The following is a 14,966-nucleotide window of genomic DNA, read 5'->3' on the forward strand; positions in this document are numbered from 1 at the left end:
CGTCGTGGCCCCGGACGCAGTCCGGCAGGCTGGTGCGCCATGGGAACGGTCCGGCACTGGCCGCAGCGCGATCTCGTCCTGCGCACCCCGCGGCTCGAGCTCCGCCCCGACGACGACGCCGGCCTGGCCGAGCTGGTCGAGGTCGCCTATGCGGGGATCCACCCGCCGGAGCGGATGCCCTTCCTCGTGGCGTGGACGGACGCCGACCCGCGGTACATGGGCCGCGGGACGTTGCAGTACTTCTGGTCGGAGCGGGCCCGGTTCGCGCCGGAGGCGTGGGCGCTGCACTTCCTCGTGCGGCACGCGGGCCGGGTGATCGGGGTGCAGAGCCTGACGACCACGCAGTTCGCCGCCCGCCGCGAGGTGGACTCCGGCTCGTGGCTGGGCCGCGAGCACCAGGGCCACGGGTTCGGGACGGAGATGCGCGCGGCGGTCCTCGGCTACGCGTTCGACCATCTCCGCGCCCGGCACGCCCGGTCCGACGCGTTCGCCGACAACGCGGCCTCGCTGCGGGTGTCGGAGAAGCTCGGGTACGTGCGCGACGGGATCTCGGTCGTGGCGCCGCGCGGGGAGCCGGTGGAGAACGTGCGGCTGCGGCTGACCGCGGAGCGGTTCGTGCGGCCGGGGTGGGAGCTGGTCGTCGAGGGGCACGGGCCGGAGCTTGCCGGACTGCTCGGCGCGGCGTGAGGAGTTGTCCACAGGCCGGAGATCCTGTGGACAACTCGGCCGCGGTCCCGGCCCGGACCGCCGGGAGCGTCGGTGCCGCGGCCGACCGTGCGGCCATGACCACACACGGCCGTGACCCCGAGCCCGACCGGACCTCCCTCCCGGAGCGCAGGTCCGCCGACGCCCCTCCCGCCTCCGCCTGGCAACGCGTCGTCTGCGTGGTGCTGGGCATGTGCGTCGAGCACGTCGCGGCACTGCGCAGCCGGCTCGCCGCCTGCCTGGCCCTGCGCTGTTGCGACGGCTCGCTGCGCGAGACGCGGCGGTGGGCCCGCGCGCACCGCGTCCCGTGGGACCCGCTGGAGGGCGGTCTGCGGGCCCTGGGCGCCCGGTGCGACTGCGAGGCGCTGGAGGTGGTGGAGCGGGAGTGACCGCCGGGCTCAGCCCAGGGTGTTGGTGCTGAACGTGTCGCAGCGGGCCGGGTCGCCGGTGCTGTAGCCGGTGGTGAACCACTTCTCGCGCTGCGCCGAGGTGCCGTGCGTGAACTGGCTCTGGTCGACGCGTCCGCCGCCGAGGTTGCTCTGGATGTAGTCGTCGCCGATGCGGGATGCGGTGTCGAGGGCGGCGGCCACGTCGGCCTTGGTCACGTCCGTGATCAGCGGGCGGCCCGAGGACGTCGGGGTCGTGGTGGCGTGCTTGCCCCACACCCCGGCGTAGCAGTCGGCCTGCAGCTCCAGCCGCACCGAGCCGGAGGTCGGGCCGCTGTCGCCCGAGCGGACCTGGCGGTTGGTGCCGAGGAGGTTCTGGATGTGGTGCCCGTACTCGTGCGCGATCACGTACGCGCGGGCGAAGGGGCCGCCCTGTGCACCGAACCGCTGCTCCAGCTCCTGGAAGAAGGAGAGGTCGATGTAGACCTCGGAGTCGCTCGGGCAGTAGAAGGGCCCCACGTCGGAGGTCGCGCTGCCGCAGCCGCCGGTGCTGACCTGGCCGGAGAAGAAGTTGGTGCGAGGCGCGCGGTAGGTCTGGCCCGAGCGGGCGAAGGCGTCGGACCAGTAGCCGTCGAGCGAGTTGACCACCGCGGTCACCTCGCAGTCGAGGTTGGAGTTGGCGTCGGCGCCGGTGCGACAGCTCTGGGCGATCTGCGTGTTGTCGGCGGTCTGGCCGGAGGAGAGCCCGGACAGCCCGCCCGGCAGCGCGAACCCACCCGAGGTGCCGCCGCCCCCGCCCAGGGAGGAGAGCACGAAGTAGAGGATCAGGCCCACGATCCCGAGCCCGCCGCCGCCGAGGGCGACCCGGCCGCCCAGTGCCCCGCCACCCCCGCCGCCTCCGCGGGACCCACGCAGGTCGTCGATGTTCGACGTGTCCAGGTCCGCGTTCTCGTCGAACCGCATCCGTGCTCCTCCCCCGGGGCCCGGCGGGCGACCCGCGGACCGACGACGAGATCCCACCACACCGGGTCGAGGCGGGCGACACCACGCGCGGTCCCCGGAAGCTCGGCGCGTCACGGCGTACGGGGTCGTCCCGCACGCGGCGGCGGAACCGCCGGTCCGAGGTCCCCCAGTAGGGTGCGCAGCTGTGACGGATCACGCGGCGGAAGTGCCGGAGTCGTCCTCCACCCCGTGGCTGGACGAGAGCGAGCAGCGCTTCTGGCGGGCCTGGATCCTGTCCTCGACGCTGCTGGAGAACCGGCTCAACCGGGACCTGCAGGAGGGCCACGGCCTCTCCCACGGCGACTACGGCGTGCTCGTCATGCTGTCCGAACAGGACAATCATCGGATGCGGATGAGCGCGCTCGCGGAGGTGCTGGCCCTGTCGAAGTCCCGGCTGTCGCACCAGATCTCGCGGATGGAGAAGGCGGGCCTGGTCCGCCGGGACGGCGACGTGTCCGACGGCCGCGGCATCTTCGCCTGCCTCACCCCGCACGGCCACGACCGGCTCGTCGCCGCCGCACCGACCCACGTCACCGGCGTGCGCAAGTACGTCGTCGACCTGCTCGACGCCGAGGAGCGTGCGCAGGCCGCCGTCTTCATGGAGCGCGTCGCCGCCGGCCTGCGGGAGTGCTCGTAGCGGCGGCCGGCCCCAGAAGCAGCCGCTAGGCTGCCCGACGGAAGCGTGGCAGAGCGGCCGAATGCACTCGCCTTGAAAGCGAGAGACACGAGAGTGTCCGGGGGTTCGAATCCCTCCGCTTCCGCCAGGTCGGGACTCGGTCACCGATCTTCCCTCGCTGCATCGAAGCGTGGACGGCACGCCGGAGACGCACGGTCGACGGACACGGACGCCTCGCGGTGACGACGCCGAGGGCCGGCGACACCGAGGGTCTGACGACGCCGAGCGCTGTCGACGCCGAGGGCTGCTCAGCCCGTCGAGGATCAGTCCGAGCATGGGTTGTGAGCGGTCCTCCGGGCCTGTCGAAGCCCTCCAGAGCGCTCCCGTCAGCTGGAGGAAGTCGCGGGGGTCCGCGTCGGGACGGACGGAGCCGTCGCGGCGGCCCGCCTCGAGGAGCTGTGAGATGGCGGCGATCACCGGACCGTAGGTCTGCTCGGCGATCGACTGGTGCCCGCCGGGGCTGAGCGCATCGCCGAGCCCGTGTTTCCTCCGCATGGCATCGACGAGGTCGGTGGTCCATCGTCGGAGCGCCTCCAGGGGCGGATGGGCTGCCAGGAGGCCCGGCACGGAGTCGACGAGCCGGTCGACCTCGAGCTGGTAGACGGCGAGGACGAGTGCTTGGCGGGTCGGGAAGTTCCGGTACAGGGTGCCCGGCCCCACACCCGCCCGTTGGGCGATCTGGCTCATCGAGGTGTCGCCGTTCTCGGCGAGGGCCTGCCGCCCGCTCATCAAGCACGCCCTCGAAGCCGGCATGAACTTCTTCGACACCGCCAACATGTACTCGAACGGCTCCAATGAGGAGATCCTCGGCCGCGCCCTGAAGGATTTCGCGAATCGCGACGACATCGTGATCGCCACCAAACTGCGCCATCCGATGCGGTCGGGACCGAACGGGAAGGGACTGTCCCGCAAGGCGATCATGATGGAGGTGGACCACCGCCTGCAGCGGCTCGGCACCGACTACATCGACCTCTACCAGGTGCACCGCAACGACCACACGACACCGCTGGAGGAGACCCTCGAAGCACTGCACGACGTGGTCAAGGCCGGCAAGGTGCGTTACCCGGGTGCCTCGTCGATGCACGCCTGGGAGTTCGCAAGGCCCTGCATCTGCAGCGGCAGCGGGGATGGGCCCGCTTCGTCTCCATGCAGAACCACTACAACCTGCTGGCCCGTGAGGAAGAACGCGAGATGATCCCGCTGTGCCGCGACGAGGGCGTGGGCGCGATCATCTGGAGCCCGCTCGCGCGAGGCCGGTTGGCCCGCTCCTGGGGCGCCGCCCGATCGACGACCCGGGCCGAGACGGACGGCGGGTACGCGGACCTGCTCTACACCGCGCTCACCTCCGACAGCGACCGGGAGATGCAGCGGATCAGGGACCGGGTCCCCGGGTTCGCTCCCGCCTAGCGGGTCGATCTCCTTTGAGGCTCAGTTCGTGGCGGAGCGCTGCGAGCCCTGCAGCTCGGCCAGGTGGCGGTCGATCGCGGAGGAGCCGCGGGCTGGCAGCATGCTGCCCAGGATCCGCTGGGCCATCTGCGTCGACAGCGCGCCCAGGTCGGCGTGCAGGGCCTGCGCCGCGGTGGCCCGCTGCGTGGCGATCTCCTCGGCGGCGCGGGCGCGGATGGCGGCGGCGTCCTGCTCGGCCTGCGCCCGCAGCTCGGCCTTCACCTCGGAGCCCTCGGAGCGGGCGGCGTCGCGGATGCGCGCGGCCTCGGCGCGGGCGTCGGCGAGCTGGTCCTCGTGCTGTTTCTCGAGCTCCATCGCCTGGGCGCGGGTCTCCTCGGCACGGGCGAGACCGCCCTCGGTCCGGTCCTCGCGCTCGGCGTAGAGCCTCTCGAACTGCGGGAAGACCAGCTTCGTCAGCAGGAAGTAGAGGAGCCCCAAGCAGCCCAGGCCGACGATCACCTCGGTGAGGCCGGCACCCAGCGGGGCGCCGAACCCGGTGATCACGAACACCAGCAGGGCGAGCAGCGCGACCGTCACGATGGCGGACACGACCGTCGCCACGGCCGAGTGCCGACCCGAGCCCTGCGATGACATGCGGCCCCCTGAGGTCGTGGACGCAGGTACGACGTCATGTTGCCCGATGGGGCCCGCGCCATCACGAACCGGGTACGGATGAGGCCGGCACGCACCCCTCCGGTGTGTTCTCCCACCCGGCCCGCGCACGGTCTGCTCCCTGCCGATGTCGCGGGCGAGCGGTGTCCGACGGGTCCCGTGCCGACCTCGGCCCGGTGCGCGAGGATGACAGGCGATGCTCCTCGACAGGTCCGGTCGCCGCTACCCGCTCGACGAGCCGCGCTGGTGCGGCGACGACGGCTCCCCGTTGATGGTCGAGCCGCTGCCGGGCATCACCCGCGAGCAGGTCGTCCCGACCGTACGGTCGCAGTGGCGCTACGCCGCTGCCCTCCCGCTCCCGCTCGAGCCCGTGACCCTCGGCGAGGGCACGACCCCCCTGGTGCCCCTCCGCATCGAGGACGGGGACGGCGGGGACGACCTGGACCTCGGGCTGAAGCTCGAGTGGTTCAACCCCACCGCCAGCTTCAAGGACCGCGGCAGCTCCGTGATGCTCTCGCTGCTGCGCGCCCAGGGTGTGCCGGCGATCCTCGAGGACAGCAGCGGCAACGGCGGGTCGTCCGTCGCCGCCTACGCCGCGGCGGCCGGGATCGCGGCGACGATCCTCGCTCCGGAGTCCACCTCACCCGCCAAGATCCGGCAGAGCCGCGCGCACGGGGCGAGCGTCGAGCTCGTCCCGGGCACCCGGCAGGCGACCGCCGACGAGGCCGTCCGCCGCTCCGCCGAGGTCTTCTACGCCAGCCACAACTGGCACCCGTTCTTCCTGCAGGGCACCAAGCTGCTGGCCTATGAGATCTGGGAGGACCTCGGCTTCGCCGCGCCCGACGCCGTCGTGCTCCCGTGCGGCGCCGGGAGCCTCGTGCTGGGCTGCCACCTCGGCTTCGGCGAGCTAATGGCGTCCGGCGCCATCGACCGCCGGCCCCGGCTGCTGGTCGCGCAGCCGCAGCGCTGCAGCCCGCTCGTCGCGGCCTTCGAGGCGGGGGAGGACGCCGTCGCGCCCGCCACCTGGTCCCGCACGATCGCCGAGGGCACGGCGATCGCGCTGCCGGTGCGGGACCGTGAGGTGCTCACGGCGGTGCGGGTCTCCGGGGGCGCGCTGGTGGCCGTCCCGGAGGAGGAGATCGGTCCGGCGACACTCGCCCTCGCCCGTCGCGGCCTCTACGCCGAGCCGACGAGCGCGCAGGTCCTTCCCGCGATCCGCGCGTTCCGGGCCCGCGGCGCACTCCGGTCCGGCGAGCGGGTCGTCGCCGTGCTGACCGGCTCGGCGCTCAAGGCCACCGACGCCGTCGCGGAGCTGCTTCAGGCGGGTTCCACCGAGCAGGCGGTGCCGTAGGCGCACACCTCGGACCAGGTGTCGCCCATCTCCGTGGTGTCGAAGCGCATCGCGACCACGGCGTTGGCCCCGTGCGCCTCGGCGGCCCGGGTGAGCCGGTCGATCGCCTCCTGGCGGCTGGACTCGAGGTTCTTCGTCATGCCCTTGAGCTCGCCGCCGGCCAGCGACTTGAAGGCCGCGCCGAGCTGCGAGCCCACGTTGCGCGAGCGCACCGTGAGCCCGAACACCTCGCCGTGGACCTGCGTGATCCGGTGCCCCGGCACGTCGTTCATGGTGGTGATCAACATCATGGCCCCCCTGAAGGATCGACGGTCACCCTAGCGCCGTCTTCCTCCCCAAAGTTGTGTACGCACATTTCCCATCTGGTGCGGGCTCCAGCACGGGTTCATGCTGGTCGTGAGCCCGGAAGCTCCCGCATCGGGCTCGAAGGCCACCGCGTCAGGGGGAGCTGACGCGTCTCTCGCCGCCCCCGGCGCCCCACGGGCGCCGGGGGCGACGCACGTCAGCCGACGGCCGGGGGTCTGCGTTCGCCGACGCGGGTGGCCTGCTCGAAGGCATGGGCGGCCTGCAGCAGCGCCGCCTCGCCGCGGTGCGCGCCCACCAGCTGGAGCCCGACCGGCAACCCGTCGGGGGTGAAGCCGGCGGGCACCGAGATCGCCGGGTGGCCGAAGCTCGAGATCAGGTAGGCCGAGCGCATCCAGTCCAGGTAGGAGCTCTGCGCGACGCCCGCGATCTCGGTCGGGTACTCCATCTCCACCGGGAACGGGGGCACCTGCGCGACCGGCAGCGCGAGCAGGTCGTACTGCTCGTAGAACCGGCGCATCCGCTGGAAGAGGGCGGAGTGCAGGATCTCGGCGCGGGCGACGTCGGCGCCGGTGAGCCGGCGCCCCTCCTCGATGTTGCCGACGAGTGTCGCCTTCATCCGGTCGCGGTGCCGGGCCAGCAGCGGACCCATCGTCACCGCGAAGATCCACGCCCGCAGCGTGCGGAACACCTCGTCGGCCCCGCGCAGGTCCGGGTCGGCGCGCTCCACGGTGGCGCCGAGCTCCTCCAGCACCCGCACCTGAGGCTCCAGCGCTGCGGTCACGGCCGCGTCGACCGGGATCGACCCGCCCAGGTCCGGCGACCACGCCACGCGCAGCCCGGTGAGGTCCTCCCGGTCCAGCGGCGCGGCGAACACCGAGCCCGGCTCCTCGATCGCGATCGGGCTGCGCGGGTCCGGCCCGGCCATCACCGACAGGAGCAGGGCGACGTCGGAGACCGTGCGGGCCATCGGTCCCTGCACGTTCACCGTCGAGTAGGCCAGCTCGGCGGGGTACGACGGCACGCGGCCGGGCGCCGGTCGCAGCCCCACGACGTTGCAGAACGAGGCCGGGTTGCGCAGCGAGCCACCGACGTCACTGCCGTCGGCGAGCGGGTGCATGCCCGTCGCCAGCGCGGCCGCGGCGCCCCCGGAGCTGCCTCCGGCGCTGCGGCCCAGGTCGTAGGGGTTGCGGGTGACGCCGAAGAGCGGGTTGAAGGTGTGTGAGCCGGCGCCGAACTCCGGGACGTTGGTCTTGCCGAGCGTGATCGCGCCGGCCGCGCGGATCCGCTCGATCACGAGCTCGTCCTCCGTGGGCACCTGGTCGGCGAGGATCGGCGAGCCCTTGGTGGTGCGGATCCCGGCGGTGGCGTGGGTGTCCTTGTGCGCCATCGGGATGCCGTGCAGCGGCCCGACCGGCTCGCCCGCGGCGAGCCGGTCGTCGGCGGCCCCGGCCTCGGCGAGGGCACGCTCCGCGACCAGCGTGACGACGGCGTTGACCGCCCCGTTGCACGCCTCGATCCGGTCGAGGTGGGCCGCGACCAGCTCCCGCGCCGAGATCTCCTTGCGGCGCAGCGCTGCCGCCATGCCGCGGGCGGTCTCGAAGCAGACATCCGTCACGACCACGGACCGTATCCCCCCGGACCGGGGCGGCCCGCCTCCTACCCCTGCTTGACGGCGGCCCGCACCGACCCTGCGTCGACCGACGCCCGGCGCGGCATCAGCACCAACGCGATCATGGCGATCACGCAGCAGATGACGATGTACCAGGCGATCCCGGCGCTGGCCCCCGTGTTCTTGAGAATGTACGCGGCGATCAGGGGGGCGGGCCCGCCGGCGATCACCGACGCGAGCTGGTAGCCGATGCCGGCGCCGCTGTAGCGGATGTTGGTGCCGAAGCTCTCGGCGATCAGCGCGGCCTGCGGTCCGTACTGCATGTCGTGGAAGATCAGCGAGACCACGATGGCCAGCAGCACCAGCCCGGCCACCCGCGTGTTGAGCAGGCCGAAGTACGGGAAGGCGAACAGCGCGGTGCACACGATGCCGATGCCGTACATCATCTTCCGGCCGATCTTGTCGGACAGCCAGCCGAAGAAGGGCACGCTGACCAAGCCGATGGCGGCGGCGACGAGGGTGTCGTTGAGCAGCCCGGTACGCCCCAGCTTCAGCTGCTGGGTGCCGTAGGTGAGCACGAACGTGACGAACAGGTAGAAGGGCGCCTGCTCGGACAGCCGCACGAAGGCGGAGCTGAGGATCTCCCGCCACTGCGTGCGGAAGGCGTCGACGACCGGCATCTTCACCACGGTCTGCTTCGCCTTGACCTCGGCGAACTCCGGGCTCTCCAGGACGCGGAGCCGGACGTAGAGCCCGACGCCGACGAGCACGATGCTCGCCAGGAACGGCACCCGCCAGCCCCAGGTGAGGAAGGCCGGGCCGGTGGTCGTCGACATGAGCTGCACCAGCCCGGTGGAGATCAGCAACCCGAGCGGGACACCGAGCTGCGGCCAGCTCGCCATCAACCCGCGCTGCTTCGCGTGACCCCATTCCATCGCGAGCAGCACCGAGCCGCCCCACTCCCCGCCGACCGCTACACCCTGGATGATCCGCAGGATCGTCAGCAGGATGGGTGCGGCGAGGCCGATCGCGGCGTACGAGGGCAGCACGCCGATCAGCGCGGTACCGATCCCCATCAGCAGCAGGGTGATGATCAGCGTGGCCTTGCGACCGATGCGGTCGCCGTAGTGGCCGAAGATCGCCGCGCCGATCGGCCTCGCCGCGAACCCGGCGAACTGCGTCCCGAAGGCCAGCAGGATCCCGACGTAGGGGTCCTCGCCGGGGAAGAAGAGCTTCGGGAAGACGAGTGCCGCCGCCGTCCCGTAGAGGAAGAAGTCGTACCACTCGATCGTGGTGCCGACGGTCGAGGCGAACACCGCCCGCCGGCGCTGCGACCGCCGAATGGCCTCGTCGTCGCGAGGGCCCCCTACCGTGCTGGTCATCGGTCTGCTCCCCGTCGTCGTCGTCGCGGATAGACGTGGCCGACGGTGACGCGCGGTAGGTGCGCCGTCAAACGGAAGTGTGACAGGAGACCGGTAGGTCCGTTATGCCGGGTCGGCGAGGAAGGCCGCGCCCGCCGCGGCCAGGTGTCCGGGGTCGTCGATGCCGCACAGCTCGCGCGCCGAGTGCATCGACAGCACCGGGATGCCGACGTCGACGGTCCGGATCCCGAGCCGAGTCGCCACGATCGGACCCACGGTGGTGCCGCAGGGCACCGTGTTCTTGCCGACGAAGAACTGGGTGGGGACGCCGGCGCCGAGGCAGGCCCGCCGCCAGGCGGCGGCGCCCGGGGCGTCCGTGGCGTAGCGCTGGTTGGCGTTGACCTTGAGCGCCGGCCCGCCGTTGGGGATGCTCCGGTGCCCCGGGTCGTGTCGCTCCAGGTAGTTGGGGTGCGCCGCGTGGGTGACGTCCACCGAGAGGCAGCGCGACGCCGCGAACGCGCGCGCCCGGGCGTCGAACCCGCCGGCGAGCCGGGTCAGCAGGGTCTCGAGGAGCGGGCCCGCCGCACCCGTCGCCGTGCCGCTGCCGATCTCCTCGTGGTCGAAGCCGACGAACACGGGGATCACGCCGGTGTTGGAGCGCGACGCCGCGAGCAGCGCCGCCAGCCCGGCGTGCACCGACGCCAGGTTGTCCAGCCGCGGGCAGGCGAGCAGCTCGCCCTCGCGCCCGAGCCGGGCGGGCGGGGTGAGGTCGTGGACCACGAGGTCGTGCGCCGCGACCTGCCGCGGGTCGATCCCGACCTCGGCGGCGAGGAACTCGACGAGGTCGCCCTCGCGGACGTCGCCGATGCCCCAGATCGGCAGCAGGTGCTGCTGGGAGTCGAGGGTGAGGCCCTGGTTGACCTGCCGGTCCAGGTGGATCGCCAGCTGCGGCACGCGCAGCAGCGGCCGGTCGACGTTCACCGGCACCACGGTCCCGTCGAACAGCGCGAGCCGGCCCGCCAGCCCGAGGTCGCGGTCCAGCCACGAGTTCCACAGCGCACCGCCGTAGACCTCGACGCCGACCTGCCGCCAGCCCGCCGCCCCGGTGTCCGGCCGCGGCTTGACCTTCAGGGTCGGGGAGTCGGTGTGCGCGGCGAAGATCCGCAGCGGCGAGCCCGGCCGGGCGCCGTCGCCGACGTGCCAGGCCAGCACCGTGCCGTCGCGTACGAGGAAACGCCCGCCGGATGTGGTGTCCCACTCCTCCGTCTCGACCTGCTCGGTGAAGCCCGACTCGCGCAACCGGCGGACGGACTCGGCCACGGCGTGGTACGGGGTGGGGGAGGCGGAGACGAAGTCGGCGAGGTCGCGCGCGGCACTGCTGTCCCGGGGGCTCACGTGCGGCATCCTCGCACCGTGACCGACCCCGGGTTCGACGTGGTGGTGGTCGGTGCGGGCTCGGCCGGGTGCGCGCTGGCCGGGCGGCTGGCCGAGCGCGGCGACCGCACGGTCTGTCTGGTCGAGGCGGGTCCGGCCTCCCGGCTGCCCGACGTCACGAGCGCCGCGTCGCTCGCCGCCACCGCGCCCGGGCACCCGCTGAACTGGGAGTACACGGCCCGCCTGGTGCGCGGCCGGATGGTCTCGGTGCCCCGCGGCCGGGTGGTCGGCGGCTCCTCGGCGATCAACGGGTCCTACTTCGTGCGGGCCGTGCCGCAGGACTTCGCGGACTGGGGGATCCCCGGCTGGTCCTACGACGACGTCCTGCCGTACTACCGGCGTTCGGAGGCGGACCTCGACGTCGGCGGGCCGCGGCACGGCCGGGCCGGGCCGTTGCGGGTGCGCCGGCCGGCGGGCAACCTGCTCGCCCCGGTCACGCCGGTCTTCCTCGCGGCCTGCGCCAGGCTCGGCTATCCCGAGGAACCCGACAAGAACGCCGGCGGGCCGCCCGGGGCGGGGCCGATCCCGTCGAACGCCGCCGAGGGGGTGCGGATCAGCACCGCGACCGCGTACCTCCCGCCGCCCTGGGGCGCCGCGCCGGAGGCACCGACCCTGACCGTGCGGGCGGATGTCCGGGTCCTGCGGGTGCTGCTCGACGAGGACCGCGCCCTCGGCGTCGAGACGACGGCGGGGATGATCCGCGCCGCGGAGGTCGTGCTGGCGGCCGGGGCCGTCGGCTCGCCGTACCTGCTGCTGCACAGCGGGATCGGGCCCGCGCCGGTGCTGGAGCAGGCCGGTGTCCCGGTGCGGGCGGAGCTGCCCGTCGGGCAGGGATGGTCGGACCACCCGAGCGTCTACCTGCCCTTCCGCTGGCCCGGCCCGCCCCCGCACCCCGACGCCGTCGCCGGACAGGCGGCGCTCCACCTCGACTCCGGCTCCGACCCCGCGGGCGACCTGGAGGTCCTGCTGTTCGCGCGGCCGTTCAGCGAAGGCGGCGACGTGCACCTGATGTGCGCGCTGCAGCACCCGGAGAGCCACGGCGACCTCACGATCACCTCCGCCGACCCGCTCGCCCCGCCGCTGCTCGACTACCGCTACCTGCGCACCGAGGCCGATCGACGACGGCTGCGCGCCGCCGTCCGGATCGCGGCGGACCTGCTGCGGGCGGCCGACCTCGACCGCGCAACGCCGGAGGGCTGGGTGCTGGGCAACGACGTGCGGCTCGACGGCTGGATCCGGGACGTGCTCACCACCTCGGTGCACCTCTGCGGCAGCGCCGCGCTCGGCCGGGTAGTGGACCCCGACCTGCGCGTGCGCGGCTTCACGAACCTGCGGGTCGCCGACACCTCGGTGCTCCCCGTGGTCCCCCGCCGGGGGCCCGCCGCCAGCGCGGTGATGGTCGGCGAGCGGGCGGCGGACCTGCTGGCGGGGCCGGTACGCACAAGTACGTAGTGCCCGCGCAGGCCGACGCGCGTATGCCCGGGTGCACGTCCCGCCACCGGGGCGGGGCCGACCCCGAGGAGGACACCGATGTCGGAGACGGGCAGGACGAACATCGTCGTCATGTGGACGGTCGGCCCGGACGAGGTCGCGGAGGGCGACCGCATCTTCACCAGTCACGCGAAGTGGATGACCGGGCACCCGCGTTCGGGTGAGGAGGCGCTGCTCTCCTACACGATCTCCAAGGGGCCCGAGCTGTCCGACCCCGTCGACCCGAACTCCGCGCCGACGGGCAACACGATCTTCGTGCTCAACGAGATCTACCAGGGGCCGGCGGGGGTGCCCGAGCACTGGCGGCAGGCGATGGAGAGCTGGGAGGACCTGCCCGCGTTCATGGAGTGGAGCAGGCGCAACCGGGTCTCCACCCTGCACGACGGTATGGTGGTCCAGGCGCTCTGGTGATCCACCCCGACCTGCACGGCCGCTCGGTGCCCGGTCCGATGTGCCGGGCACCGAGCGATGGGTGGCGCCGCGTTCCCGGCTCTCCGACGCCCCGGCCCGGGCTAGCGTGAGGGGATGGCGAACCCCTTCCTCGCGCCGAGCGAGCTGCCCTACGGCCTCCCGGACTTCGCGGCGGTCACCGACGAGGACTACTTGCCGGCGTTCGAGGCGGGGATGGCGGAGCAGCGCGCCGAGGTGCAGGCGGTCCTCGAGTCCGGCCCGCCGACCTTCGCCAACACGATCGAGGCGCTCGAGCTCTCGGGCCGCACGCTCGACCGGGTCTCGCGGGTCTTCTTCAGTCGCGCCGGGGCGCACACCACCCCGAGGATCGAGGAGGTGCGCGCGGCCGTCGCGCCGATGCTCGCCGTCCACGCCGACGCGATCGCGCTGGATCCGCGGCTGTTCGCGCGGATCGCGGAGCTGCACGGGAAGCGGGAGGAGCTGGCCCTCGACCCGGAGTCGCTGCGGCTGCTCGAACGCCACCACCGCGACGCCGTCCGGGCCGGGGCCGAGCTCGGCGAGGCCGACAAGGAGCGGCTCAGCGCGATCAACTCCGAGCTGTCCTCGCTGTCCACGACCTTCAGCGCCCGGCTGCTCGCCGGGGCGAACGCGGCGGCGGTGCACGTCCACGACGTCGCCAAGCTCGACGGGATGTCGCCGACCGCGATCTCGGCCGCGGCCGCCGCGGCGGCGGACCGCGGGCACGGCAGCGGCTTCCTGATCACGCTCGTGCTGCCGACCGGGCAGCCCGTGCTCGAGTCGCTCACCGACCGCGAGCTGCGCCGGGAGATCTTCGAGGCCTCGATCGGACGCGGCGCGCGGGGCGACGAGAACGACACCCGGGACGTCGTGCTGCGGCTCGCGGCGCTGCGGGCGGAACGGGCGCGGCTGCTGGGCTTCCCGAGCCACGCCGCCTACGTGATCGACGACAACACCGCCGGCTCGGTCGACGCCGTCGCCAGTATGCTCGCCGACCTCGCCCCGCCCGCGATGCGCAACGCCGACGCGGAGGCCGCCGACCTCGCCGCGCTCGCCGGGCACGCGCTCGAGCCGTGGGACTGGGCGTTCTACGCCGAGCGGGTGCGGCGGGAGCGGTACGAGGTCGACGCCGCGCTCCTGCGCCCGTACCTGGAGTTCGAGCGGGTGCTGCAGCACGGCGTGTTCCACGCGGCCGAGGAGCTGTACGGGATCCAGTTCCACGAGCGGCACGACCTGCCGACCTACCACCCGGACGTCCGGTACTGGGAGGTGTTCGACGCCGACGGCACGCCGCTCGGCCTCTACGGAGGCGACTACTACGCCCGCGAGTCGAAGCGCGGTGGCGCGTGGATGAACGCGCTGGTGTCGCAGGCCGAGCTGCTCGGCACCCGGCCCGTCGTGATGAACACGCTCAACATCGCCAAGCCGGCCGAGGGCGAGCCCACGCTGCTGACGATCGACGAGGTCCGCACCCTCTTCCACGAGTTCGGGCACGCGCTGCACGGGCTGTTCTCGGCCGTCCGGTACCCGACCTTCTCCGGGACGTCCGTGCCCCGGGACTTCGTCGAGTTCCCGTCGCAGGTCAACGAGATGTGGCTGGAGCGCCCGGAGATCCTCGGCCGCTACGCGCGCCACCACGAGACCGGCGAGCCGCTGCCGCCCGAGCTGCTGGAGAAGCTGCTGGCCAGCCGGGCCTACGGCGAGGGCTACCGGACCACCGAGTACCTCGCGGCCTCACTGCTGGACCAGGCCTGGCACACGCTCAGCGTCGACGACACGGTCGAGGACGTGCTGGCCTTCGAGACCGAGGCGCTGCGCAAGGCCGGGATCGCGCACCCGCTCGTGCCGCCGCGCTACCGCAGCACCTACTTCAACCACGTCTTCGCGGGCGGGTACTCGGCCGGCTACTACTCCTACATCTGGTCCGAGGTCCTCGACGCGGACACGGTCACGTGGTTCGAGGAGAACTGCGGGTCGCGCCGGGAGAACGGCGACCACTTCCGCCGCGAGCTGCTGTCGAAGGGCGGCAGCGTGGACGCGATGGAGGCCTACCGCGCCTTCCGCGGCCGCGACCCCGAGATCCGCCCGCTCCTGGAGCGCCGCAACCTGACCTGACTCCCGCGAGTTGGGCCTCGGCGGGTCGGGGTCGCTGAGCACG

At 73.1% G+C, this 14,966-nt stretch carries 13 protein-coding genes, 1 tRNA gene and 2 pseudogenes; 9 read left to right on the forward strand and 7 right to left on the reverse strand.

Features of this window, described 5'->3' with window-relative positions; translation table 11 throughout:
• Positions 1-39 precede the first annotated feature (39 nt).
• The gene (locus tag LWC33_RS02795; RefSeq protein ID WP_233302592.1) at positions 40-687 is read left to right on the forward strand and encodes a GNAT family N-acetyltransferase; all 648 of its coding nucleotides are present in this window, start codon (positions 40-42) and stop codon (positions 685-687) included.
• 95 nt (positions 688-782) lie between these two features.
• The gene (locus LWC33_RS02800) at positions 783-1,094 is read left to right on the forward strand and encodes a DUF2695 domain-containing protein (protein WP_233302595.1); all 312 of its coding nucleotides are present in this window, start codon (positions 783-785) and stop codon (positions 1,092-1,094) included.
• 9 nt (positions 1,095-1,103) lie between these two features.
• Here the strand turns inward: LWC33_RS02800 and ypfJ are convergent, their stop codons facing one another.
• A complete protein-coding gene (gene ypfJ, locus LWC33_RS02805; RefSeq protein ID WP_233302597.1) occupies positions 1,104-2,054 on the reverse strand; it encodes a KPN_02809 family neutral zinc metallopeptidase in 951 nt (316 codons plus the stop codon).
• 184 nt (positions 2,055-2,238) lie between these two features.
• Between ypfJ and LWC33_RS02810 the strand changes: the two genes are divergently transcribed.
• Positions 2,239-2,730, forward strand: coding sequence for a MarR family winged helix-turn-helix transcriptional regulator (locus LWC33_RS02810; RefSeq protein WP_233302598.1), 492 nt, complete (start codon positions 2,239-2,241; stop codon positions 2,728-2,730).
• Positions 2,731-2,769: 39 nt separating this feature from the next.
• Positions 2,770-2,857: transfer RNA gene (locus LWC33_RS02815), tRNA-Ser, on the forward strand.
• A gap of 170 nt (positions 2,858-3,027) precedes the next feature.
• Here the strand turns inward: LWC33_RS02815 and LWC33_RS36415 are convergent.
• Positions 3,028-3,546, reverse strand: a pseudogene (locus tag LWC33_RS36415) (TetR/AcrR family transcriptional regulator); the annotation flags it as partial.
• Between LWC33_RS36415 and LWC33_RS02825 the strand changes: the two are divergent.
• Positions 3,488-4,128: pseudogene (locus LWC33_RS02825) on the forward strand (aldo/keto reductase); the annotation flags it as partial. The pseudogenes LWC33_RS36415 and LWC33_RS02825 overlap by 59 nt on opposite strands.
• Before the next feature lie 69 nt (positions 4,129-4,197).
• Here the strand turns inward: LWC33_RS02825 and atpF are convergent.
• Positions 4,198-4,764: a F0F1 ATP synthase subunit B gene (gene atpF, locus LWC33_RS02830; protein ID WP_233302601.1), complete on the reverse strand. Its 567-nt coding sequence runs from the start codon at positions 4,762-4,764 to the stop codon at positions 4,198-4,200.
• A 259-nt stretch (positions 4,765-5,023) separates the two neighbouring features.
• On the opposite strand from atpF, the gene LWC33_RS02835 reads away from it, so the two are divergent.
• On the forward strand, positions 5,024-6,178 hold the full coding sequence (locus tag LWC33_RS02835) for a threonine synthase (RefSeq protein ID WP_233302602.1): 1,155 nt from the start codon (positions 5,024-5,026) through the stop codon (positions 6,176-6,178).
• Here LWC33_RS02835 and LWC33_RS02840 read toward each other — a convergent pair.
• From LWC33_RS02840 to LWC33_RS02855, 4 genes are all read right to left on the reverse strand, one after another.
• A complete protein-coding gene (locus tag LWC33_RS02840; RefSeq protein ID WP_233302605.1) occupies positions 6,145-6,450 on the reverse strand; it encodes a YbjQ family protein in 306 nt (101 codons plus the stop codon). The two genes, LWC33_RS02835 and LWC33_RS02840, sit on opposite strands and share 34 nt — an antisense overlap.
• Positions 6,451-6,680: 230 nt before the next feature.
• Positions 6,681-8,099 carry an amidase gene (locus tag LWC33_RS02845; RefSeq protein ID WP_233302607.1) on the reverse strand — a complete coding sequence of 473 codons (1,419 nt, stop codon included), beginning with the start codon at positions 8,097-8,099 and terminating at the stop codon, positions 6,681-6,683.
• A gap of 41 nt (positions 8,100-8,140) precedes the next feature.
• Complete coding sequence (locus tag LWC33_RS02850; protein ID WP_233302609.1) at positions 8,141-9,475, reverse strand: MFS transporter; 1,335 nt, start codon at positions 9,473-9,475, stop codon at positions 8,141-8,143.
• A 102-nt stretch (positions 9,476-9,577) separates the two neighbouring features.
• Positions 9,578-10,849 carry a M18 family aminopeptidase gene (locus LWC33_RS02855; protein WP_233302610.1) on the reverse strand — a complete coding sequence of 424 codons (1,272 nt, stop codon included), beginning with the start codon at positions 10,847-10,849 and terminating at the stop codon, positions 9,578-9,580.
• Between the two features lie 18 nt (positions 10,850-10,867).
• Between LWC33_RS02855 and mftG the strand changes: the two genes are divergently transcribed.
• The 3 genes from mftG (at position 10,868) to LWC33_RS02870 (ending at position 14,923) form a co-directional block, all read left to right on the forward strand.
• Positions 10,868-12,340 carry a mycofactocin dehydrogenase MftG gene (mftG, locus tag LWC33_RS02860; protein ID WP_233302612.1) on the forward strand — a complete coding sequence of 491 codons (1,473 nt, stop codon included), beginning with the start codon at positions 10,868-10,870 and terminating at the stop codon, positions 12,338-12,340.
• Between the two features lie 78 nt (positions 12,341-12,418).
• A complete protein-coding gene (locus LWC33_RS02865; RefSeq protein ID WP_233302613.1) occupies positions 12,419-12,790 on the forward strand; it encodes a hypothetical protein in 372 nt (123 codons plus the stop codon).
• A gap of 114 nt (positions 12,791-12,904) precedes the next feature.
• Positions 12,905-14,923 carry a M3 family metallopeptidase gene (locus LWC33_RS02870; RefSeq protein ID WP_233302614.1) on the forward strand — a complete coding sequence of 673 codons (2,019 nt, stop codon included), beginning with the start codon at positions 12,905-12,907 and terminating at the stop codon, positions 14,921-14,923.
• Positions 14,924-14,966 lie beyond the last annotated feature (43 nt).

The sequence above is a fragment of the Pseudonocardia terrae genome (assembly GCF_021343995.1).
Taxonomy (GTDB): domain Bacteria; phylum Actinomycetota; class Actinomycetes; order Mycobacteriales; family Pseudonocardiaceae; genus Pseudonocardia; species Pseudonocardia terrae.